We start from the raw sequence: 23,581 nt of genomic DNA, 5'->3' as shown, positions 1-23,581 counted from the left end.
GATTCATCCCTCCTTGTTCTATTCTTGTTCTTGCTCATCCCGGTCCCGTTCGGCGGCGTACGGAATCGTTGCAACAATCTTCAAACCGCTCGGTTCGGCCGCAGCGATCTGAAGACTCCCGCCCTGCTCCGTCAGCCGCGTTTTCATCGTTCGCAAGCCGTATCCTTCTCTGATTTCGCAGTCGGCCTCCGCGATGCCGTTATCCCGGATCGTCATGACGAGGCAGCCGGATTCTTTCACCAGGCTGACGTCCAGCTTCGTAGCGCGGGAATGGCGAATGACGTTGGTGATCGCTTCCTGAAGTACCCTGAACAAGGTCTCGTATCCTTCCGCCGGCATATCCTCGTCGGTCAGATCGGTATGGAGCGCATACCGGATCGAAGCGGTAGCCTCCATGCGGGCGAGCAGCGATTTCAGCGCCGTAATCCCGGGGACGGAGCGGTTATCCGCAAGAGCGTGAACGGACGTGCGGATATCTTGCAGACCTTGCCGGGCTACGCTCAGCATACCATCGAGCGATTCCCCGGCCCGCTGCGGATCGTCTTTGACCATATAGCGCAAAGCCTGCAGCTGAACGATTAACGACGTCAGGCTATGACCGACGGCATCGTGAATGTCTCGGGCGATCCGCGTCCGCTCCTCCAGCACCGCGTACTGCATCGCCGTAGCGGACGCCTGCTGCAATTGGTCGTACGCATCCTGAAGCTCCGCCAGATGGCGTTTGTTCATTTCATTCATCTGGTTGCGCTGCATGCGGCTTCGTATGAAGAAATAAAGCACGGCCGCAAAGAAAATGAAGGAAATAATGCTGAATAAGTCATCGCGCCCGAAGCGGGCGTAGATGGCGGCGGTAACGAGCACAACCATCACGGCGGGAGCCTGGGTTCGGGATAAGGACAGGCGCACGGCCGCGGCGAACAGCAGAATGGCTACGAAATAAATCAGCTTGATTTCCTGAAACCAGATCAGTCCGACTGCCGTCTCCAGCAGCACGATGCCTAGAGCGGCGGTCGTCAGCGATTTGGTCCGGCGCGTCTTGGGAATAAACAGGATGACGGTGAAGCTCGCCCATACGACGAGATTCAATGCCGTTTGAAGCGGCTCGCCTTGAAATAAGCGATTGGCGTTCATTAGAAAAAACAATACGGCGGAGCCGGCCGCCGGCTTGCCGTAGGCAGCGTAATTCATCGTGACTCCTCCCTTGTATGCTAAGCCGAGTACGCCACTTCATTGTGCCTCGCAAAACGATAAATTTCAATCCGCCGCAGCGTTTTTATCGCAAAATCTATCTGCAGATAGAGAAGCGCCGTTGTCAAGATCTATCTGCAGTTAGTCGATCAAAGCAGGTGCAGAAGGTAACATAGAAGACATGAATCGACATTTCAAGGGGGCGTAACATCATGTCATTGCAAGCTTTGATTATAGCAGCGGTATGTATTTTTATTGTGTATAGAATCGTTCAGCGGGTTCGCCGTACGATAGGCTGGCAGCAGCTCAATCCGGGGAAAATGCGGACGGTTACGGTTATATTAAGCGTCATCGGTCTTATTTTCCTCGCGCAGGGCGCTCTTCATCTCGTCAGCATCGTTTCGGACGGGATCGGATTGATGATAGGGGTTGTCCTCGCGTACTACGGAGCGGAGATGACCCGGTTCGAGCGGCGCGGCGCCGACTTGTTTTACCGGACTAACATTTGGATTGGGAGCGTCGTTACTGCGCTCTTCCTGGGACGTCTCGCTTACCGTGTTTACGGGATGTACGCGATGAGTCAATCCGGCGGTCTGCAGCAGGGAGGAGGCATGATGGACAGCCTGCGGCAAATGAGCGGCGGCTGGACGTCGGGTTTCATGCTTATTATGTTCGCTTATTATATCGCCTACAACCTGATTTTGCTGCGCAAGCAAAAATATGCGGCATCGCGGGCGTAACCGGAAGCAGTAGAGCCTCAAAGGAAATATCATCCTTCGTTTATATTCAGTTTATATTTATATCGTAGTCTGGGGATAATCCATTATTGATTGAGGTGACTTCCCATCGAAAGGAAAAACAATAAAGCTCTGGTCCTAACCGGTTTACTATTGGGACTCATATTCGCAGAGCTGGACGAAACTATCGTATCCACCGCTATGCCGACGATTATCCGCGAGCTTCACGGATTATCCTTATATGGCTGGGTTGCCGGCATTTACATGCTCGCCGTAACCATGTTCATGCCGATTTTGGGCAAGCTGGCCGATTTGTACGGACGCAAACGCGTTTATCTGGCCTGCATGGCGCTGTTTATCGGGGGCTCGATCGTCAGCGGGCTGGCCCCGTCGATGACCTTCCTGCTGCTCGGCCGCGGAATCCAAGGCATCGGCGCCGGAGGACTGATGCCGCTTGCGCTGGTTATCATCGGCGAGACGTATCCGCTGGAGCAGCGGGCCAAAATTCAGAGTCTCTTCGGGCCGCTGATGATTTTGCCTCAGCTGCTAGGTCCTACGGTCGGAGGCTACCTTGTCAGCCATGTCAGCTGGCATTGGGTATTCCTGATCAATATTCCCGTCGGTCTGCTCGCCGCTGCGGTACTGGCTATGGGACTCACAGAAACGCGAGGCGAAGGGAAGAAATCGATCGATTGGGCCGGAGCGACCGCGCTCATTGCGGCGTTAATGTCGCTGCTGCTCGCTCCGGTCTTGGTCGACAACCAAGGATATTCCTGGTCGTCCCCGATCGTTCTTGGCCTGCTTGCGTTCTCGGCCCTTATGATCGTTCTGCTCGTCCGGATCGAAGCGAAAGCAAAGGAGCCGATCATTCCGCTGCATCTGTTTGCGAACCGGAATGTCGTCGTATTGTCCGCGCTGGTCTTTATTCTTATGCTCGGCATGATGGGGAGCATCGCTTCGTTCCCGTTTTTCGCGCAAAATGTGATGGGGCTGACGCCGACCGCTTCCGGCTATATGACGCTCGCTTTTATGGCCGGGGCGATTCCGTCGAGCATCGTCAACGGCTTCCTGATTACGAAGGTCGCTTACCGAAACTTATTTATCGGCTCTTTCGTGCTGCCGATCATCGGATTTTTCTTGCTGACGCAAATTCATGTGAGCACGACCGTCTTGTTTATCGTCGTCAGCTTCTTTATTCTTGGCGTCGGTCTCGGCGCATTATTCGGCGGCGACAATCTGATCGTGCAGGAATCGGTGGACAAAAAAGACAGCGGCATAGCGCTTTCCACCGTACAGCTGTTCCAGTCGCTCGGAGCTACGATCGGATTAAGCGTATTCGGCAGCCTGCTGTCCCGGCATATTAAAACCGGCGTCGAGCAGCTGAGCGATCAGCTGCCGCCCGGTACGGCCGATCATATCGAAACGGGCGGGATTCCCGCCGGGCTTTCCGCCGATGTGGTGGAACAGATCAAGACGGCTTTCACCCATGCGTTCCAAAATATGTTCTCGATTTCGCTCGTCTTCGTAATCGCCGCCTTCTTCATCTGCTGGTTTTTGAAGAAGGAAGTGCTGTCGAAGCGGGAGGAGGGGACGGAAGAAGCGGCCGCATAATCGATGAGGCTGCGAAAATAAGGTGAGGTTTGACCGCAGACGATGCGGCCGACCTCGCCTTATTTTTTTTGCACGCGGAGGCAAGCTGGCCCTCGTCGCGGCGCCGTTGAACCGGGGGGAAGCCCCTAGTCGCCCGATGACGCGCGGCCAAACCGTTCGCCGCAGTACAACCGGGAGCGAATGAACGGGCTGTCGGGTGAATAGATTGGTAGTAGCGCATTTTACATAATCGGCTTGCCGGAAGCCGGGCGGAGTTTGCGCGGATACGGCGGCAGTGCATTCGCTTTGCAGAAACCTGTTTTTCCATTTTGCCAAAACGAGGTGGTTTTAGGATGAGCAACGGCAAGAACAAGCTTACGACGGGCTGGGGAGCGCCGGTAGGAGACAATCAGAACTCGATGACCGCCGGAGCCCGCGGTCCGACGCTGATTCAGGACGTACATCTGCTGGAGAAGCTGGCGCATTTCAACCGGGAGCGGGTGCCTGAGCGCGTCGTGCACGCCAAGGGCGCCGGGGCCCACGGGTATTTCGAGGTGACCCGCGATGTGACGCAGTATACGAAGGCGAACTTTTTGTCGGAGGTAGGCAAACAAACGCCTCTGTTCGTGCGCTTCTCGACGGTGGCGGGGGAGAGCGGCTCGGCGGATACGGTCCGCGATCCGCGCGGATTCGCCGTAAAGTTCTATACGGAGGAAGGCAACTACGACCTGGTAGGCAATAATACGCCGGTCTTCTTCATCCGCGACGCCATCAAATTCCCGGACTTCATTCATACGCAGAAGCGCCATCCGCAAACGCATTTGAAAAATCCGACGGCCGTATGGGATTTCTGGTCGCTGTCTCCGGAATCTCTGCATCAGGTGACGATTCTGATGTCCGACCGCGGTATTCCGGCCACGTACCGGCATATGCACGGCTTCGGCAGCCATACGTTCAAATGGGTCAACGCCGAGGGCGAAGGCGTGTGGGTGAAATATCATTTTAAAACCGAGCAGGGCATCCGCAATTTGGCTCCCGACGTTGCCGCGCAGCTGGCTGCGGACAATCCGGATTACCATACGGAGGAGCTGTTCAACGCGATCGAGGCGGGAGACTATCCTTCGTGGAAGCTCTGTGTGCAGATCATGCCGCTGGAGGATGCCGACACATACCGGTTCGATCCGTTCGATGTGACCAAAGTGTGGTCGCAGAAAGACTATCCGTTAATCGAAGTCGGGAGAATGGTGCTAAACCGCAATCCGGACAATTATTTCGCCGAGGTCGAGCAGGCGACCTTCTCGCCGGGCACTCTCGTTCCGGGCATCGACGTGTCGCCGGATAAGATGCTGCAGGGCCGGCTGTTCGCTTATCACGACGCGCACCGGTATCGGGTGGGGGCGAACCACCAGAGCCTGCCGATCAACCGGCCGCTGAGCGGCGTAAACAACTATCAGCGGGACGGACAAATGCGCCATGACGGCAACGGAGGAAGCTCCGTCTATTACGAACCGAACAGCTTCGGCGGACCGGCCGAAACGCCGGAGAACAAGCCGGCGGCCTTTGAAGTGACGGGCGAGGCCGACAGCGCAGCCTACGACCATCACGATCACTATACGCAGCCGGGCGATTTATACCGACTGTTAAGCGGCGAAGAACGAACCCGTCTCGTCGATACGATCGTAGCGGCGATGAAGCCGGTGGAGGGCGATGAGATCAAGCTGCGGCAAATCGCTCACTTCTGCAAGGCCGATCCGGAGTACGGGCGGCGCGTAGCGGAAGGGCTGGGCTTGAAGACGCCCGACACCGACTCCTAAAAGAGAGGGCATGTATGAACGGGCGGCTCAGCCGCCTGTTTGCATGTTTCGCGGAAATCGGGCATCCATCGGCATCGTTTTGACGGCAAACTCATAGGATGAATATTGAAAGCGTTAGCAGAATGAGGCTTGACCCATTCCCAGAACGGCGAGGTGACTGTTATGAGAACCCGTTTATTATCCGAGCAGCTGATTCGAACCCGGTTTCCGCATATTCTCTACTGCCGAGTTCATACGAACGGCCGGCATAAGGCTACGATCTATGCATGGAATGAGGATTTGCAGCTGACGGAAACCGAGATGCGGAAGCTGAAGCAGTTCGCATCGGATTATTTGAATCCGTCTCTATGCTTTCAAGTGAAGGCCTATCATATGGTCCAAGAAGACAACGTGCCGCAGGCGAAGGAACTGCCCGATCCGTTCAGAACGGCCGCCTTGAAGGGAAATCTCGATCAAGAGGCGATTATTGATACGATGAATACGTTCGCCGATGGGCATATCCGATTCAATGATTACGATCCGGAGCAGGCCGTCGTTCATTTCGATTACTACGGCTTAAGCCGTGTGCAGCCGGACGACCAGACGCGTATGACCGAGTATTTAAACGAGCTGCTCCCGATCGGCTCGCTATGCGAAATCGCATTTCATTTGACGTCAGAGTGAATCCGTCAAGCGCGGAACCGGCTGCCGCGGCTGCATCCGGTTTATTCGCGCGCATCGGGGGAGGCGGGCAAGCTGCAGTGACAAACGGGACAAGTAGTAGGGCATCAGACGAATATAGTATAATAGGAACTTGACGGACGTTAGAAATAGGATGAGGAGGCGGAAGCCGATGTCAGAGGAAGTCGAACAAGCGTTGGATGCGGCTCTGCGCCGCTGGAAGGCGATGGCGGGCTCGGAAATGGACGAAGCGGAGGAGGCGGCCGACGGATTCGAGCATGCCTTCTACGCGTTTATCGATAAGCTGCGCTTATGGTATGTACAGTTGGAACCGAAGCCCGCTTCGCTCGATGATGCGCTGCGGCTGCCGTTTGTAGAGCATATCATTTCCAAGCTGCCCGATCCGTTATATTTGAATTTGGAAACGGAGCTGGAGCTCATTGTCGAGCGGAAGCTGCGGATCGACGACGAGAAATACGACTAAGGCGGCGGAGCGCCGCCGTCGGACGATTCGCCGCCGGTCGGACGGATGGGCCTTTCGGTCCCGTTAATCCCGAACCGAACCGGGCGGGCAGCCGGGTTCGCGCTGCGGCGGAGGCGCAAGAATTCCCGGCCGATGAACCGCACCGGCGGCTCGCTGCCGGCTGGCTCTACTTGACCTTGATCCAGAACGAAGATCCGATATGATGCGGCGAATGCGGCAGCAGGGCGCGCAGTTTGTCGTAATCGGTCTGGGACAGGAAGTAATGCGCCAGCCAAACTTCGAATTTCGTGCTGTGCGTTAACAGAGCCTGCGCTACGTATTGTTCGTTCCAGAATAAATTCAGCTGTTTCACCCAATCTTCGGGATATTCGTACGGAATAAACAGGTCATGGAGATGAACGATGACGCCGCTTCGCAGGCGAGGAAGCACCCGCAGCAACAGATGGTTGACGTCAGAACCGATTTTGCTGACATGGGAATTGTCGATGAACAAAATATCGTTTTTCTCCAGGCTTTCGAATAAGGCGGTATCGACATCTTGAACCTTCGAAGGGATGAGCCGATGCAGGCCTTCGAAGCCTTTTTGCAGTACATCGGAAGGGTAAGGCTCGATGGCGGTCAGCGTGCCGCGGCCGTTTTTGCGGATCGCGCTCGCGGCCATCAGCGTGGAGAAACCGGCGCCGACTTCAATGACGCGGGCAGGCTGCGCCTGCCGGATCATCGCGTAGTATACGCTCGCGTCGATCCCGCAAAAGGCGGAATTGTTATAGTAATATTGATGCTCCGAGGCCGGAGGATCGTAAGGAATATCCGCCAGCTCGGATAAGAACGGCGCCATGCTCTCCAGCCGGGAGAACTGTTCCCCGGCGTTCAGATCGATTCCGCAAGCGTCGTATTTGGCGAAATCGCGCGGCGTCAGCTCGTTTTTGGGCGGCACCGGACTGTAAAAATGCACCGGCATCATATGAACGCCGAGCTGTTCCGCTTTATCGAAAATGGCCATCTTTCTCTCATGGGTCAAAAAGCCGTATCGGGCAATGCCGGTCACCAACCACATCAGCAAGGACAGGCTCTCCCGATCGCTTAATGTCCGGTGGGCCGACGCCGCGACGGCATCGAACTGCCGGTCCAGCAGACTTAAGATTTGCGGCCAGTCGATTTCCCGTTCCTGCTCTAGGTTCTTTTCTGTGGTCATAATTATTCTTCACCTCATTACGATATATGCGGCAGAGAGTAAAAAGGGAATGGCCATGCCGTATGCCGGCACAGCCGTCAGGCGGTTGTACGCATTACGCATAAGCGGCCCCTTCACCCCGGAGATCCGCACGGAACGATATCGTATTAGGCATTTGCGCCTTTTCCGTGATATGCTGATAGAAGCTGCCATCCGGCATAAATCACCGGCATTTTGCAGGTTATAAGGAGAGGACATAGAACCATGCTGTACATTGATAATCGCAATATAACGGACCCGGCGTTAAACTTGGCGCTGGAAGAATATATTCTTCGTCAGCTGCCCGGGGAGAACGATTATTTGCTGTTTTACATTAACGAGCCTTCCATTATTATCGGCAAAAATCAAAATACGGCCGAGGAAGTTAACCGCGATTACGTCGAGGCGAACGGGATTCATGTCGTCCGGCGGCTGTCCGGAGGGGGAGCGGTGTATCATGACCAGGGTAATCTGAACTTCAGCTTCATCACTCGCGATGACGGCAAGTCGTTCAACAATTATCGCAAATTTACCGAGCCCGTCGTGCGTGCGCTGCATCAGCTCGGCGTGCAAGCCGAATTAAGCGGCCGTAACGATATCCAGGTGGGAGAGCGTAAAATATCGGGGAATGCGCAGTTTTCCACAAGAGGCCGGATGTTTACCCATGGGACGCTGCTGTTTGACTCCCAGATCGACCATGTCGTGTCGGCGCTTAACGTCAATCCGCTGAAAATTCAATCCAAAGGTGTGAAGTCGGTGCGCAGCCGCGTGGCGAACATTACCGAATTTCTGGACAAGCCGATGACGGTTGCGGAGTTCAAAGCGCATCTGCTTCACTCCATATTCGCCGGAGCCGTTCCGACGGAGTACAAGCTGACGGAAGCGGATTGGGCGGCCGTTCATCGGCTGGCGGACGAACGCTATCGCAGCTGGGACTGGAACTACGGGCAATCGCCCGCTTTCAACGTGCACATGATGAAGCGGCTGCCAGCCGGCACGTTCGATGTGCGGCTCGATGTGGAAGAGGGGCTTATCCGCAGCGCGGCCGTGTACGGCGATTTCTTCGGAGTCGGCGACGTGCAGGAGTTTGCCGCGCGGCTGGCAGGCGTAAGATACGATGCCAAGGCGCTGTCCGAGCTGCTGGAAGTCATCGATCTGCCTTATTACTTCGGGCCGGTAACGAAGGAAGAGTGGCTCGAACTGCTGCTGTAGCCGGAGAGCGGCCGGAGTAAACGAATGTCAACGAAAACGGTTCGGGCAATTTGCCGCGCGGTATCGCACGCCGGGCGGAATTAGAACCAATTCGCGGCGGTTTATGATCGTTGCGAGAAAACATACGGCAGGATAAGACGCGGGCGGCGGTCCGGGACTTTACGTTCCGGGCGGCTGCCCGCGTTTGTTTTGCCGCTTTCGGCAGTTTACAAACGAGCAAACGGTTGGTACAATGTGAGAAAATTGTCATTCAGGTATCATCCAAATATAGCTATAAGCCGCCTTAGACCCGCAATGTCCTTGCGGCATGTCGGCAATAATCAGGGGGGCATAAGATGAAGCGGCGGCGATATGTATGGGCGATAGCGATCTTCCTTTGCCTCGTGTGGTATTTGCCCGAAGCTGCAGGAGGAGGATATTTCTTCAGCGAATCCGCAGCGATTCGGAAAACTTTTTCGCTTCCGGAAGCGCCGGTTGTGTACGAGAAAACGATGGGCGACAAAAAAATCGTCATCGCCAATTCGGAAGGCGGTCTGCGCGCCATGCTCCTGGAGACGAAGTGGAAGGTGCTGCACCGGGTGACCCATATGACCGCTCTTCTTCCCAGAGATCCCTCGGATACGCTGCTTAGGACGTGGTCGGCTTCTCTCACTTCCGACAATCAATACGACACGCTCATCGTGGCGCAGAGCAAACATCCCGACGCCAAGCAAATTATTGTGTCGAACGACGCATTGGATCAAGAGATTCCCGCCTCGTTGGAGCAGGTGCGCAAGGCTTCGTCCATCTTCATTGAAATGGATGTGGAAAATGGCTTCGCGGTATATAACGGACTGCTGGAACCGCAAAGCGTCGGGGCATTTGTTTTTCGTCAGGTTGACGACAGCCGGAGGGTGCTTTCCGTAGGGTATTAGTGCGAATGATTCCTGCCGGTTCATCGAGGACAAGGAAGGCATGTTCAATATCGGAAAATAGGGACAGGGGTTGAGAGAAGCGGTATGGCGGCTGACAAAGTAAGAGCGATGATAACCGGCGCTACCGGTATGGTAGGAGAAGGGGTGCTGCATGAATGCCTGGAGCATCCCGATGTAGAGCAGGTGCTTGCGATAACCCGCAAGCCGTGCGGCGTCTCTCATCCGAAACTAAAGGAAATCATCCTATCTGATTTTATGAAGCTTTCGGCCGAGCAGGTGGAATGGCGTCAATATAACGCCTGCTTCTTTTGCTTGGGCGTATCGTCCGTCGGGATGAAGGAAGAGGAGTACCGGCGGATCACGTACGATGTAACGATGCATGCGGCCCGCCTTATGTCCGGACACAATCCGGAGATGGTCTTCTGCTACGTAACCGGGATGGGCACCGATAGCACGGAGCAGGGGCGCAGCATGTGGGCCAGAGTCAAGGGCAGAACGGAGAACGAGCTGCTGCGCCTTCCGTTCCGGGCGGCTTATATGTTCCGTCCGGGATATATCCATCCTACGGAAGGCTTGAGCTATACCCATTCATGGTATCGAGCGTTATCCTGGATGTACCCGGGACTTCGCCGGTTGTTTCCCGGCCATGTCAACACGCTGAAGGAAGTGGGATTGGCGATGATTCACGCTGCGCAAACGGGCTATCCCGCCCGCATATTGGAGCCCAGCGATATTCGGAAGCTGGCGAACGGCGAGGGTTGAGAAGACGAATCTCATTTGGTTTGAAAAGAAATTGCCGCTCTTGTAAACTAGGATTGACTCTGCTGGAAGGGAAATGAACCGCCGGATGAAGCTGACCCTGTTTATCGCGCTGCTGCTCATGTATCCGCTCGTTCTCCATTGGATGCATATATCGGATTACAGAGTGGTGCCGCTCGTCGTGCCGTATGCCATGGGAATGATCGCGATTACGACCCTGGTGTCCGGTATTGTAGAATTTATCGTTAAGAAAATAAAAGGCCGAAAGCTTGAGTAATCAAGCTTTTTTTGTTTAGGAAATGATGCGCAGCCATATCCTGTGGATATCCGGGGTCTCCCCCGAAAGTAAAGTCTACCCCATAGAACGATCCCAGAGGAAGGGTTAGACGCCGATCCAGCTTAGGCTGGGTGCGGACGGAATAAGCTTCAGAGCATCACGTCACTTTTGGGGGATTTGTTCTGCAGTATATAATTTATAATTTCGGGGTTCCCTGCAAAGTACCTGAATCAGCTTCGAAGTCAAGGCCCCACTGTCAGCGGCATGGATGGCTTTGTGGGGGTATTATACGCTTTATGTTGATCCGTTTGGACGGGAATGACAGCGAATCGGAGCTTTGCGTATTGAGCGGAGACGGTTTTTCTTTTATAATAAATGAGAATGATTATCAAATTCATAAATGGCCTCGCGGACGCCAGAGCCGCCGCACCTTACAGCAAGGAAGGAATGACATCGCTTGTGAAACCTTTTTCGGAAAACGATGAGTTTCTCAAAGGAACTTTGTTCGAAATAGACGAAGTCGGCAAAAGCCCCCAAACCCCGTCCTGGTTTGACGCTTCGAGTCCATTGAAGCACCACGCGGTAATTTATATCGTTCAGGGAGAAGGACAAATCCGGGTGAATGGCCGTAAAGAGGCAATATCCAAGGATTCGCTATATGTTTATGCACCGGGCTCGACGCTTGAGCTGAAGCTCGCTTCGCAGGCGGAAATGTACTGGGCGGCTTACGATATATACCGGAGCGCGGAGAGCGGGGATCAAGTCCGATCGTTCGAGCGCGAGAGGACTTTCCCGGTTCAGGGACATGTGAAAGCGAGCGGTAGCCGCTTTAAACGTCTCTTATTTTTGCTTGTATCCGAAGGCGGAAGGGCCAAGGGAGAAAGTCGGTTTCTGGCCCAGCACTACTTGCAGGAGCTGCTGGACGGAATACTTCACACGGCTGCCCCTGCCGCCGTAAACGATTTGGAAGATCGGCTGAGGCTGACGGCAAGCTATATGCAGCGGCATTACCGGGAAGATATCCGCATCGATACGCTGGCCGAGATGGCGCAGCTGCATCCGTCTTATTATTCGCAGGTGTTTAAACAAGAGATGGGAAAAACGCCGATTGCATATTTGACTCAGCTGAGAATGAACAAGGCGAAGGAAATGCTGCTGCTGACCGATAAGCCGGTTCGCGAAGTCGCGGGCAGCGTCGGCTACGCGGACGAATTTTATTTCAGCCGCCGGTTTAAGGAAACGAGCGGGAGCGCGCCGAGCTTGTACATAAAGAAGGATCACGCCAGCATCGTATCGCTGTCTGCGCCTTATACGGACCATTTGGTCACATTGGGGCTGACTCCCTGCGCGGCGCAGGTGCACCGGCATATCCCTGTCGAGACCCGAGCCCTGAATCTGCCCAAGCACGCATCCGAGCCGTGGGAAGCCAGCCGGGAAGCGTTTCTCCTCGTGAAACCGGATTTAATTATTACGAAAGACAACGTATTGCCCAAAGCAAGGGAGCATATTAACGATATAGCCCCGATCATCGGCATCGATTGGACAAGCAAGGATGTGTTCACGCATATGCGGGATATTGCCGGGCTCGTCAATAGGCACGAGGCGGCGCGGCGATGGCTGGAGCATCATGAGCTCAGGACGGAGGGGCTTAGACGAAAGGCGCGCATGTCACTCGGCGACGCCGTCGTCACTATCTGCGTAGGGCGCGAACATAAGCTGAGAATTTACGGTTCGAGAAATATCGGGCATGTCTTTTACCGATCGCTTCAGCTGAAGCCTCCGGAGAGGACCGCACAATCGATGAAGCCTTATCTCCCCGGAACGGGTTATAACTGGACGGCGATTATACCGGACGAGCTGCTTCAGTACGAGAGCGATTATTTGTTTCTTGTAATTGAAACGGAAAGCGACAGAAAGCGGATGCTGCATTGGCTGCGTTCCAACCCGTCATGGATCAAGCATCCGGCCGTGCGCAGCAAGCGGGTATATTTTCTTGACTGGGATAAATGGATGGTGTATGCGCCTTACGGCATCGACCGGCAGCTTGACGAGATCGAACAATTTATAGGCTATCGCTCCATGCAGGCCGAATATTTCTAGAAAATATCCATCGAACGATCTTGAATTATGTCATGTACTCCTGATGAAACGAAGCTATAATAGGATTGAAAATGATTCTCAATATTAATAGATAGGCAAAAGGGGGCGTCACGCTACAGAAGCTTATGAAATGGAAGAAATCGTATACGACCTGCCTTTGGTTTATCGTGTCCGCTGCCGCATTGCTAGCGTCCATGTTTATAGCCGTCTCCTACGGAGCCAAAGAGATGACTCTCGGCACGGTATGGTCGGCCGTATTTCATTACAATCCGGATCTGACGACGGATCAGATTATCCATGAATTAAGACTGCCCCGCGTGCTGGGAGCCGTTGTGACAGGGATGGCGTTCGCTGTGGCCGGCGCGCTTATGCAAGGGGTCACGCGCAATCCGCTGGCGGACACCGGCATACTCGGAGTGAACGCGGGGGCGGCCTTCGTCGTGGCGCTCAGCTTCGCTTTTTTGCCGGGGCTCTCTTATATGAATCTCATTCTGCTTTCCTTCGCCGGAGCGGCGCTCAGCACGATCTTCATCGTCATGCTCGGATCGGCGACGCAGGGCGGGCTGACCTCGCTCAGGCTGACGATTGCCGGAGCCGTCGTCGCTGCGATCTTGCATTCCCTCAGCACAGGGATCGCGATTTATTACGAGCTTAGTCAGGATCTGGCATTTTGGTATGCGGGCGGCGTGGCCGGCGTCAAATGGGAACATCTGAAGCTGCTCGCTCCGATCGTACTCCTGACCTTGCTGTGGGCGGTTTCGATGGGGCGTTCCATCACCTTCTTATCGCTCGGGGAAGAGTCGGCGGCGAGCCTGGGAGCCAACGTAAGCCGTATCCGGCTGCTGGGCATGACGGCGGCCGTCATGCTCGCGGGAGCTTCCGTATCGGTAGCCGGCTCCATCGGCTTCGTCGGGCTGGTAGTTCCGCATATCGTGCGCCGGTTAATCGGCGTGGATTACCGGTTTGTTATTCCTTTATCGGCCATTCTAGGGGGCGTGCTGCTCGTTTGGGCGGATTTTGCCTCGCGCATGGTTCAGCCGCCGAGAGAGTTCGCCATCGGAGCGATGGTCGCTCTGGTCGGCGTGCCTTTCTTCCTGTACTTGGCGCGTAAGGAAGGGAGGGAGCTGTAGCATGAACATAGAGGGGTTGGCCAGGCGGCGCACCCGAAGAGCCGTTATCGCGAGCCTCGCGCTGGCGATAATCGTACTGGTTGTCATTATCGTCAGTCTCAACACCGGCTCGATCCGCTTGTCGCCGCTAACGGTGGCGAAGACGCTGCTCGGCTACGGCAGCGGGCAGGATACGATGATTTTATTCGAGTACAGGCTGCCCCGCATTGTGGTGACGATACTGGCGGGCATCGGGCTCGGCGTCTCCGGAGCCATTCTGCAAGGGATATCCAGAAACGCCCTAGCCGACCCTGGCATTCTAGGGATTCATGCGGGAGCCGCATTCGGACTGATTGTGTTCATTTCCTTTTTTCGGACGATGGAAGGACCGGCGGCTCTGTGGATTCCTCTGTTTACGTTTACCGGCGGCGTTCTGATCGCTGCCGTCATTTTCGCGCTCGCTTACGACCGCTTCCGGGGGCTGCTGCCGATTCGCCTCATTCTGGTCGGCATTGCCGTCGAGGCGGGAGTCAGCGCGGTCACGCTGTTCTTGTCGCTGCGGCTCGATCAGGATACGTACGCTTTCGCTGCGCGCTGGCTGGCCGGCAGCGTATGGGGGAGAGACTGGGTTCATGCGGCGGCTTTGGCCCCGTGGATTATTCTTTTGGTCCCTCTGGCTTATATGAATTCCCGATCGCTCGACTTGTTTGCGATGGGGGACGAGGTGGCCACCGGCGTCGGCAGCCCTGTGACGAAAAGCCGCATCGCCATGCTGGCGCTGGCCGTGGCGTTATCGTGCGCTAGCGTCGCGATGGCCGGAGGGATCGGCTTCATCGGCCTGATTGCTCCGCATATTGCAAAGCGGCTTGCCGGACCGCAGCACCGTCATTTTTTGCCTGTCGCCGCCATGATCGGCCTCGTTATTATGGTGACGGCCGATACGATCGGACGGTCGATCTTTCAGCCGAACGCCATTCCTGCGGGAGTGGTCGTCGCAGCTATCGGAGGCCCGTATTTTATTTACTTGCTGTTCAGATCGAAAACATAATTCATTCGGAGGATGGAAACAACATGAAAAAAGCAGGATTAACGATCTTAAGTCTGGTCATCGCCGGGATGCTGACCGCATGCGGCGGACAAGGCGCGGCCAAACAGGACGCTGCCAATACGCAAGGCTCGAGCGCGCCGGCTGCGGAGAAGACGGCTCAGTCCGGCGCCAACGCCAAAATCGCCTCGATGTCGATTCATATTACGAACAACTTGCTGGCGCTCGGAATCACTCCGATCGGCTCCGTTATCGGCGGCGATGTCAAAGACTTCCTGCCGCATGTGAAGGATCGTCTGCAAGGGGTTGCCAAGTACGGCGTCGTGACGGACCCCGATATGGAAGCTGTACTGGCTTCCAAGCCGGACGTCATTTATTTGGACGAAGTATACAGCGGCAAGGATATCAGCAAATTTCAGAAAATCGCCCCCACCGAGACGATCGATATGGATCAGGGCACTTGGCGCGATCATTTGAAACGGATAGCGACGAAGGTAGGACGCGAGAAGGAAGCCGATGCGTTTATTCAGGATTATGAGACGAAGGCGAAGAAAGTGGAGGGGATCATTAAGAAGGAACTGGGCGAAAACGCCAAAGTCATGGCGATCCGCACGACGGCCAAGGAGCTGCGCGTTATGGGGATGAAGCGTCCGCTAGGCCCGATTATGTTCGAGGACTTGAAGCTGAAGCCGGCCGACGGCGTGGAGAAAATCGTCAACGATCCGTACCAGGTGATTTCTCAGGAGGTACTGCCTGATTTCAACGCCGACGCGATCTTCGTCATCGTAAGCACCGGGGACGAGGCCAAGAAAAACTTCGATATGCTGAAGACGAATCCGGTCTGGCAAAATTTAAAGGCAGTGAAAAACAATCATGTCTACGTGCTCGACGGGCAAAAATGGCTCGATTATTCGTCGCTTGGCCACAGCATGGCTTTGGACGACGCGGAAAAGCTGTTTACCAAATAAAGAAGGGATATCTCCCGCCATCGAATAGATTCAACCGCAATCCGCAGCAGGCGGCCGAAACGGGCCGTCAAGCCGCGGATTTTGCCATTTACGGGCCTGCCGGAGAAGACGTTCACGCCCTTGCAGTCCAGCCGGTTAATGCAGTGTACTTTTATCGGAATATTGCTATAATGGCACTATGCATCTTCCGCTGCTAGTTATTATAAGGATGGAGGAAATCGATAATGACTGATTCACGATCCGTTCAAGCTTTGTTTCAACCGTTTCAAGGAGGCACACTGTCTCTGGCCAATCGCATCGTTATGGCCCCGATGACCCGCGGCTTTTCGCCGAACGGAGTTCCCGGACCGGATGTAGCCGCATATTACCGGCGCCGTGCGGAGAACGAAGTCGGCCTGATCGTGACGGAGGGGACGCTGATCAATCACCCGGCTGCCGGGGGGAGTCCCAACCTCCCGAATTTTCACGGTGAAGAAGCGCTTGCCGGCTGGGCGCGCGTAGTCGAAGAAGTTCATGCGGCTGGAGGCAAAATTATGCCTCAGCTGTGGCATGTGGGAACGCAGCGCAAAGTCGGCGATCTGCCCAATCCCGAAGCGATGCCGATCGGTCCGTCCGGGCTCGACGCCTCGGGCGCCAAGGTGGCGGAGCCGATGACCGAGCAGGAGATTGCGGCCGTCGTCGAAGCGTTCGCTCAAGGAGCCGCCGACGCCAAACGGCTCGGGTTCGACGGTATTGAGCTGCACGGCGCACACGGTTATTTGATCGATCAGTTTTTCTGGGAGCGGACGAACCGGCGCACGGATCGTTACGGAGGGGATCTGATCGGCCGCGCGCGGTTTGCCGTGGAAATTATAGAAGCTTGCCGCCGCGCGGTAGGGCCGGATTTCCCGATTATGCTGCGTTTTTCCCAATGGAAAACGGCCGAATATACGACCAGGCTGGCGGAGAGCCCGCAGGAGCTTGAACGGTTTTTGACGGTGCTGACGGACGCGGGGGTCGACCTGTTCCACTGCTCGACCCGCCGCTTCTGGGAGCCTGAATTTGCGGGCTCGGAGCTGAATCTGGCCGGCTGGACGAAGAAGCTGACCGGCAAGCCTACGGTAACCGTCGGTTCCGTAGGACTGGACGGGGATTTTATGAGCTACTTCCGGGAAGGCTCAGGCGCCGCCAATGAGCAGATCGAAGGCTTGCTCGACAGACTGGAGCGTCAGGAGTTCGACTTGGTCGCCGTAGGCCGCGCGCTTCTGGCCGATCCGGCGTGGGCCGTCAAAGTGAAGGAAGGCCGCACCGGCGAGCTTACCCCGTTCACGCCCGAAGCGACCCAAGCGCTTCTGTAGAGGATAAATATGAACAAATTTCTGCTGGCGCGAAGACAGCCCGTACGATAAAACAATCGGCGGAGGGTTAGCTCTGTAGGGCGCGCGGCAGGGCGGCGAGTTGAAAGACTGGACGGTTATGGTGGACGGCCGCGCTATCGGCGATCCGGCATAAGGTTATTCCTTATAGCATGCGGCCAGCGCGTAGAACGATCGCTTCGGCTCCCAGGGCATATCGGGATAGACGGTTCCATGCCGCCCGGGAATCGTTCGGACGACGCTGTAGCTGGCCGTGTCCAGATCGTATTCCGGCCGCTCGGCGTACGGGTACGTCTGGCTGACGAACGTATACCAGAAGGCGCCGCTGACTCCTTCTTCCCGGAAAATGCGAAGCAGTTCCTCCATGTAGGCGGTCTGCACCTGTTCGTCCCGTACATAACGGCCTTTGAGCTTCTTGGGCGACGCATCGTGATCGACGATGGCCCAGCCGTAGCCGCCCTTGTCCTCCGCTCCCCGATAAGTGCAGCAGCCGAACTCCAAGGCGACGACCGGTTTGCCATAGGCCAAATAAGCTTTCAGCTTATCCCGGTAAGAATCTCGGTTCATGGCGTCCCGGTAATAATCGATGCCGACGATATCGAACAGCGACCAATCCGCGTTCTCCCAGGAGCCGGAAGCATAAGTGACCGGCCCGTGAAAATGCCGCCGGATCTCCGCGGTCGCCCGGGTAAGGAAACGGTTGAGCCGCTTGTGAAAGGAGCCTTTGACAAGCGTGCTTTTGAGCAGCAGCCAAGGCTTCATCATCGTCTGAATGCGGTCGAAGCTGGTGCGCCCTTGAATGAGCCCGCTCATGAATAAGGAAAGCTCGCATCCGGCTACAAAGATCACCTCGGCCTCGGGTGAGCGCAGGCGCAGTTTCTCCGCAGCTTCGGCGCATTCGGCGAAATAGCGGAGCGTCTCCGGTTCGGTTGCGTCGATCCATGCGGGCGAGAACCATACCGACAGCCCCTGCTCCAGCGCGCAATCCGCGGCGAAGGTCAGCCGCTCGATATCCTGACCGGAAATGCGGATCGCATTGCAGTTCAGCTCGCTTCGGATCAATTCGATTTCCCGGCGCACGATATCGTGATCGAACGTGTCGCGGGACGACGTATGCCGGCTGCGCGTATGCGTGCCGACATCGTAGTGGATACCTTTCCACCGTAAAGAGGAATTCGTCATCGTGGAAATCACCTCGAATCAGCGTAGTTTTCATTATCTGGTATTTACGGATTCTAGTCAATGTAACCGTATAACGGAGAACGAGCGGCAGAAAAAAGGCCTCCCGGCGCTATAATGAAGCGTCTGGAGGCCGTCGTATATTTCGGCAATCAATTATTGGGTATCGGCTTCGATCTTCTTGTTGATCCCTTCCTGCGCCGTTCGCAGCGCCGTATTCAGATCCGTTTCGCCTAACAAGAGAGGGGTAATCTGACCGCGAATCCCGTCTTCGACATAGGTGTCGAATCTGGTTTTTGGAGCCGCAGGAGCGAAGGCGTTGTAAAAGACGGCGTTTTTAATGTTCTTATCCTTCAACGGCGTTTCGGAGCCGAACTGCTGCTTGATCGCTTCGTCTTTCAAAATGGTGATGCCTCCGGTTTTGGACAGCTGGGATTGGTAGTCGTCCGAAATAAACAATTTGATGACTTCCATCGCTTCATCCTTATGCTCGCTGGTTGAAGTGACGAACATATAGCTGGGATAAGCTTGGCTGCCTATCTTCGGCTTATCCGCGAACGTCGGCAGCGCCGCTACGTCCCAATTCATATCCTTAGCCCACGAATAATCGCCGTACATGAAGCTGAACATGGCCACATTGCGCGTTTTTGAAAACTCGTCAAGGTAAGGGATCTTATACCACTGCTTCTGCAAGTCGTTCAATACCTGGTTGTAGCCTTCCACCTGCATCGGCTTCACCAGCGTTTCTTGAATCAGTTTTTTCCAGTCGTCGGTTTCGAGCGCAGCCGTTTTGGCCGCCGGATCGATGTTGGCCAAAGACAATGGGTTGAGCCGCAGAAAATGGTTGATCGACGTCGTATAGCCGACATATTGGGTTCCGCCCTCGGAACGGGTCAGCTTGCGGGCCATATCGGCCAAATCATCCCACGTCATGCCGTCCTTCGGATAGGCAACCCCGAATTTATCGAAAATGTCTTTATTGTACATAAGCACAAGCGCGCTGTTGCTGATCGGCATCCCGTACAGCCCGCCCATAACCTGAATGGCCTCCAGCGTGGTCGGCTCGAAACGGTTCAAGTCGACGTTATGCTTTTTGACCAGATCGGTAAGATCCTGGTTCAAGCCGATATCGAGAAGCGAGCCTTTCAGACCGATTTGGCCGATCGAATCGATGAAAATATCGATTTTGGTCGTTCCGCTGCTGATCATTTCCGCTAGAGATACGTTTTTATCTTTGGGCACGAATTTGGCGGTGACGTTAGGCAGCTTTTCCTTCATGTAGTTGCCGTACATCGTTTGGAACTGCTCCTCGGTAATATTGCCGTTGTGGTAAAAATACAGCTCCACCGGTTTATCCACAACCGCCGCGGCCGAGCCGGAGCCTGTGGCGGTGCCGGACGACGCGGGCGTATCCGCTGCAGGAGCGGAGCCGGAGCAGCCGGCGAGGACGCTGCCTAACAACAATAAGGTTCCGGCCAAAGCATATGTATGTTTTTTCATTTTATTTGCCCCCCATGGCGAAAATTTGTCAAACGCAATGATTTGGTCGCAATTATAAATTATTATAAAACGCTTACCAAGGAATTTGGTGACGCTGCGCCGATTTTAAAACAAGGACATTCCGCATGCTTGGCGAAAACAGATTCGACCATTAGCTACTGGTCAGAGGTGAACATAATTATGAAATCGATTTCATGGTTTATTATAATAATCCCAGCATCAGGAAGTCAATAAGCAAATGCAAAGATCGTTAAGCGAAAATAAAAATCTATTAAAAATGCCGATCATGGCGGCTCATGGCGGAAAAACGCCAATCCTTTATGGAGCAAGGGAATAGAAGGCTTTCGGGATATGTGAAAAAACGACATTCAGAAATCGTTTTCAAATATAATCATAGAGTCGGGCGGTTCCATTGATGAGCGCTTGATCCGGCACAGGAAACGCGATTCTATGAAAACAATGCTTGAAATCGATTTCTCAATGCAGTATATTTTTTACAATAGCTTGCAAGAAGGCTAACTTAGGATAAGGTAGATGACTATGGATATTAAAATTGTCGATGTAGCCTCAAGAGCGGGCGTTTCTCCGGCTACCGTCTCCCGCGTGCTGAACAATACGGCCAACGTTAACGCCAAGACGAAAGAGAAGGTGATGGAGGTCATTCGGGAGCTGGGTTATTTGCCCAATGCGGCCGCCAAAAACCTTCGCTCGCAGAAAACGATGACCATCGGCGTCATTGTTCCGGAAATTAACAACTCTTACTATGCGGAAATTATTAAAGGCATCGAAAACAAGGCGTACGCCCAAAAATATAAAGTGATCATTTGCGATACGGGAAACAACAAGGAAAAGGAACTGGACTTTCTTAATCTGCTGATTAACCGGACGGTGGACAGCATGATTCTCGTCACTCCGCAGCTGTCCGAGGAGGAATTGGCGCGGATCGTCGACATGAATTATTCGATCGGCATCGTCGGGCGGTATGTCGGGAACGGCAAGGTGCCGTGCGTGTTTACGGATAACGTGAAATTTTCCAAGGAGGTCGTGCGCCATCTGGTCGAGCGTGGGCATAAAGAGATCGTGTTCTTAAGCGGTTACGCCGATGCGATTGACAGCTTCGAAAGGTTGGAGGGGTATATGAAGGCGCTCCGGGAGCATCACCTTCCGTTCTTGCCTGAGCTGATTGAGAACGGCGATTTCAACGAGCGGGGCGGCTATGAAGCGATGAAGCGACTGTTGGATAAGAAGGTCAGCTTTTCGGCCGTCTACGCGGCTAACGATGAAATGGCGCTCGGCGTATACAAGGCATGCCGCGAATTCAATATTGCGATTCCGGGACAAATTGCCGTCGTAGGCGTGGACAATGACAGAATCAGCCGGTACATTACCCCGAAGCTGAGCACGGTTAGCCAGCCGAAAATTCGCATGGGCAGAGCGATCGTCGACAAAATTCTTCATCAGTTGGAGCATGACTCGCTCAAGGAAGAAGACCGGGTTCTGGTGCTCGAATCCGAGCTGATTGTCCGCGAGTCGTCGGATATTCGGTTATAACGGAGTATTGTGCCGGGAAAGTGAAACCTTTTGGCGGGATATTGCGTCTTAGTAAGTATTGGAAAAAGCCGGGGGGCGGCTTGCCGCTCTGCGCAATCGCCTGAATTTTGTCAATGATGGCAGGATCTCAGGCGTTCCAATATGATAAAATGGATGAATATGCGATTCATAGGTTCGAATGGGGTGGAACAATGCGGCAAAAACAAGCAAAGGATCACAACAAAGGGAAGACGCCTCCGCTCAATAAGTCGGCGATGCTGGTGTCGGTATTCATGGCGACCGCGCTCGCCGGCTGCGGACAGACGCCGGCCAATCCTCCCGCAGCCGTGAACAATGCGGCGCAGCAGGTTGCCGCGGCTAACGGCGGCTCGGAGACGACGCAGCAGCCGGCGGACAATCAGCAGGCGCCTCCGTACGGCGGCACGCAGAAAGATTATTGCGCGGATGATAATAACGACAACCGCTGTGACGATTCGGGAGAAGCGTACGATAAGCAGTACGCTTACGACCATGACGGCGCGACCTATTACGGACGCAGCTCCTCGATTTCTTCGGGGCTGATCACGGGAGCGCTCGCCGGGGCCGCCATCGGGGCGATCGGCGCGGCTGCGGCCGGAGCCGGGAAAGCCCAGGCACCGGCCCCGTCCCAGCCTGCGGCGGGAACCGGCGGCAAGACCGCGCCGACGCCGGCGCCGTCCGGCAATGCGAACACGCCGACGACATCGTCGCGTACCGGATCGTTCGGCACGGCGAACGGCGGTTCCGGCAGCAGTGCCGGTACGGCGGAGAAAAGCGCCGGAGGGAACGCCGGTTCTAACGGGACGACGGGAAGCGGCTCTACTGGCTCAGCGAGCGCCACAGGAACAGCGAAGACGGGAACGAGCTCCAGCGGCGCCGCATCCTCCGGCTCGCATCCGGCGACAGGAAGCGCGTCCGGCTCCGGCTCATCGTCCGGAAGCTCGTCTTCTTCCGTATCCTCAGGCAGCAAGAGCGGCTCCAGCTCCTCAAGCGGTATTTCGAGCGGCACTTCCGGGTCCAAGGGCGGCATAGGCAGCTCTTCCTCCAGCAGCTCGCATTCCAGCGGGGGCTCCAGCAGCTGACGGAGACAGGCTTTCCTGCGCGTAGAATTCTTGTGCGGGCACGCTTCGCGCGCTGACCGCGGCTGCTCAGGTGGAAGCGGTAAGCTAACGGACGTCATGGCGCTTAATTCGCGTCAATTCGCCGTTTTGCAAATGCTAACGGACGTCATGGCGCTTATTCGCCTCAATCGGCTCGCTCCGGCGGCATATGGATCATCATAGCTGCATCCGTGTCCGTTAGAAATGATAAAGGCCGATATGGTCGTCAATAACGGCTGACATGTCCGTTACAGTTTGCATTGCGCCCAGCGCTCTCTTAGCAACAACCCGTACACGCTTCTTCATGAAGCTTGAACGGGTTGTTTTTCATTTTATCCATATGTTGTTTATCCTGCCAACTTTTTTATGATATGCTTTAGAAGTGTGGTGATTTCGTCGTGTCCTGCGGTCGATAGAAGTTTCCACGCGCTGTTGTAGCCGGATTTTTTTCATTTTGAACCGCTAAAGCGGAGAAAAGAAAATCCGTCTACAAAGGCGATCGCTTACGCTGCTCCAACTTTCTATCGACTCTTCGGCCGCTTATCGGACAGACTCTTAGAAGCCTGGTGAAAAAAGAGCGGAGGGGCCATTTGAATCTGGAAAAGCGTAAGCGTTAAAACAATCCAAAGAATCCGTTTGCAACAGTTATCATGAACGAGACAGACTCCCCGTCAGTGCAACGTCTTAGGTTAATTTTGGGAATAATGGTGTAGTAGAAGCTAAACCAAAACCAAAATCAGAGCTAAATTGCAAAGGAGAGTCTGTACTATGAAGGATACCATAAAATACGTAGGCTTAGACGTATCGA

20 protein-coding genes are annotated in these 23,581 nt (G+C 54.9%); 16 read left to right on the top strand and 4 right to left on the bottom strand.

Going from position 1 to position 23,581, the window contains the following annotated elements:
• Nucleotides 1-18: 18 nt before the first annotated feature.
• On the bottom strand, nucleotides 19-1,188 hold the full coding sequence (locus tag N0M98_RS17395; protein WP_259618661.1) for a sensor histidine kinase: 1,170 nt from the start codon (nucleotides 1,186-1,188) through the stop codon (nucleotides 19-21).
• A gap of 212 nt (nucleotides 1,189-1,400) precedes the next feature.
• Here N0M98_RS17395 and N0M98_RS17390 point away from each other — a divergent pair, with 212 nt between their 5' ends.
• The 5 genes from N0M98_RS17390 to N0M98_RS17370 all read left to right on the top strand — a co-directional run bounded on the left by N0M98_RS17390 (nucleotide 1,401) and on the right by N0M98_RS17370 (nucleotide 6,473).
• The gene (locus N0M98_RS17390) at nucleotides 1,401-1,928 is read left to right on the top strand and encodes a CcdC protein domain-containing protein (RefSeq protein ID WP_259618660.1); all 528 of its coding nucleotides are present in this window, start codon (nucleotides 1,401-1,403) and stop codon (nucleotides 1,926-1,928) included.
• Nucleotides 1,929-2,078: 150 nt separating this feature from the next.
• A complete protein-coding gene (locus N0M98_RS17385) occupies nucleotides 2,079-3,536 on the top strand; it encodes an MDR family MFS transporter (RefSeq protein WP_259618659.1) in 1,458 nt (485 codons plus the stop codon).
• Between the two features lie 332 nt (nucleotides 3,537-3,868).
• On the top strand, nucleotides 3,869-5,329 hold the full coding sequence (gene katA, locus N0M98_RS17380) for a catalase KatA (RefSeq protein WP_259618658.1): 1,461 nt from the start codon (nucleotides 3,869-3,871) through the stop codon (nucleotides 5,327-5,329).
• A gap of 162 nt (nucleotides 5,330-5,491) precedes the next feature.
• Nucleotides 5,492-5,992 carry a hypothetical protein gene (locus N0M98_RS17375; protein WP_259618657.1) on the top strand — a complete coding sequence of 167 codons (501 nt, stop codon included), beginning with the start codon at nucleotides 5,492-5,494 and terminating at the stop codon, nucleotides 5,990-5,992.
• A 169-nt stretch (nucleotides 5,993-6,161) separates the two neighbouring features.
• Nucleotides 6,162-6,473, top strand: coding sequence for a hypothetical protein (locus tag N0M98_RS17370; RefSeq protein WP_259618656.1), 312 nt, complete (start codon nucleotides 6,162-6,164; stop codon nucleotides 6,471-6,473).
• A 166-nt stretch (nucleotides 6,474-6,639) separates the two neighbouring features.
• Here N0M98_RS17370 and N0M98_RS17365 read toward each other — a convergent pair whose 3' ends face one another.
• Complete coding sequence (locus tag N0M98_RS17365; RefSeq protein ID WP_259618655.1) at nucleotides 6,640-7,668, bottom strand: class I SAM-dependent methyltransferase; 1,029 nt, start codon at nucleotides 7,666-7,668, stop codon at nucleotides 6,640-6,642.
• Between the two features lie 243 nt (nucleotides 7,669-7,911).
• Between N0M98_RS17365 and lplA the strand changes: the two genes are divergently transcribed.
• The 9 genes from lplA (at nucleotide 7,912) to N0M98_RS17320 (ending at nucleotide 17,407) form a co-directional block, all read left to right on the top strand.
• Nucleotides 7,912-8,898, top strand: coding sequence for a lipoate--protein ligase (gene lplA / locus N0M98_RS17360; RefSeq protein ID WP_259618654.1), 987 nt, complete (start codon nucleotides 7,912-7,914; stop codon nucleotides 8,896-8,898).
• A gap of 335 nt (nucleotides 8,899-9,233) precedes the next feature.
• Nucleotides 9,234-9,812 carry a hypothetical protein gene (locus N0M98_RS17355; RefSeq protein WP_259618653.1) on the top strand — a complete coding sequence of 193 codons (579 nt, stop codon included), beginning with the start codon at nucleotides 9,234-9,236 and terminating at the stop codon, nucleotides 9,810-9,812.
• Between the two features lie 84 nt (nucleotides 9,813-9,896).
• Entirely contained in the window at nucleotides 9,897-10,574 is a 678-nt protein-coding gene (locus N0M98_RS17350) for a Rossmann-fold NAD(P)-binding domain-containing protein (protein ID WP_259618652.1), read from the top strand.
• A gap of 85 nt (nucleotides 10,575-10,659) precedes the next feature.
• A complete protein-coding gene (locus N0M98_RS17345; protein WP_259618651.1) occupies nucleotides 10,660-10,848 on the top strand; it encodes a hypothetical protein in 189 nt (62 codons plus the stop codon).
• 459 nt (nucleotides 10,849-11,307) lie between these two features.
• Complete coding sequence (locus N0M98_RS17340; protein WP_259618650.1) at nucleotides 11,308-12,948, top strand: helix-turn-helix domain-containing protein; 1,641 nt, start codon at nucleotides 11,308-11,310, stop codon at nucleotides 12,946-12,948.
• 125 nt (nucleotides 12,949-13,073) lie between these two features.
• Nucleotides 13,074-14,078: a FecCD family ABC transporter permease gene (locus N0M98_RS17335; protein WP_259618649.1), complete on the top strand. Its 1,005-nt coding sequence runs from the start codon at nucleotides 13,074-13,076 to the stop codon at nucleotides 14,076-14,078.
• A 1-nt stretch (nucleotide 14,079) separates the two neighbouring features.
• Nucleotides 14,080-15,105: a FecCD family ABC transporter permease gene (locus N0M98_RS17330; protein ID WP_259618648.1), complete on the top strand. Its 1,026-nt coding sequence runs from the start codon at nucleotides 14,080-14,082 to the stop codon at nucleotides 15,103-15,105.
• Between the two features lie 23 nt (nucleotides 15,106-15,128).
• Nucleotides 15,129-16,070, top strand: coding sequence for an ABC transporter substrate-binding protein (locus tag N0M98_RS17325; protein ID WP_259618647.1), 942 nt, complete (start codon nucleotides 15,129-15,131; stop codon nucleotides 16,068-16,070).
• Between the two features lie 224 nt (nucleotides 16,071-16,294).
• Nucleotides 16,295-17,407: an NADH:flavin oxidoreductase gene (locus tag N0M98_RS17320; protein ID WP_259618646.1), complete on the top strand. Its 1,113-nt coding sequence runs from the start codon at nucleotides 16,295-16,297 to the stop codon at nucleotides 17,405-17,407.
• A 156-nt stretch (nucleotides 17,408-17,563) separates the two neighbouring features.
• Here the strand turns inward: N0M98_RS17320 and N0M98_RS17315 are convergent, their stop codons facing one another.
• The gene (locus N0M98_RS17315) at nucleotides 17,564-18,607 is read right to left on the bottom strand and encodes a glycoside hydrolase family 113 protein (protein ID WP_259618645.1); all 1,044 of its coding nucleotides are present in this window, start codon (nucleotides 18,605-18,607) and stop codon (nucleotides 17,564-17,566) included.
• A gap of 153 nt (nucleotides 18,608-18,760) precedes the next feature.
• Nucleotides 18,761-20,104 (bottom strand): ABC transporter substrate-binding protein, encoded by a 1,344-nt coding sequence (locus N0M98_RS17310; protein WP_259618644.1) that lies wholly within the window; start codon nucleotides 20,102-20,104, stop codon nucleotides 18,761-18,763.
• Between the two features lie 534 nt (nucleotides 20,105-20,638).
• Between N0M98_RS17310 and N0M98_RS17305 the strand changes: the two genes are divergently transcribed.
• Nucleotides 20,639-21,655, top strand: coding sequence for a LacI family DNA-binding transcriptional regulator (locus N0M98_RS17305; RefSeq protein ID WP_310943901.1), 1,017 nt, complete (start codon nucleotides 20,639-20,641; stop codon nucleotides 21,653-21,655).
• A gap of 191 nt (nucleotides 21,656-21,846) precedes the next feature.
• A complete protein-coding gene (locus tag N0M98_RS17300) occupies nucleotides 21,847-22,755 on the top strand; it encodes a hypothetical protein (protein WP_259618643.1) in 909 nt (302 codons plus the stop codon).
• The last annotated feature ends 826 nt before the right edge of the window (nucleotides 22,756-23,581 follow it).

Source organism: Paenibacillus doosanensis (assembly GCF_025060755.1).
Lineage (GTDB): Bacteria > Bacillota > Bacilli > Paenibacillales > NBRC-103111 > Paenibacillus_S > Paenibacillus_S doosanensis.
Note: the sequence above shows the minus strand (reverse complement) of the source record. Positions and strands in the feature narration are given on the sequence as shown.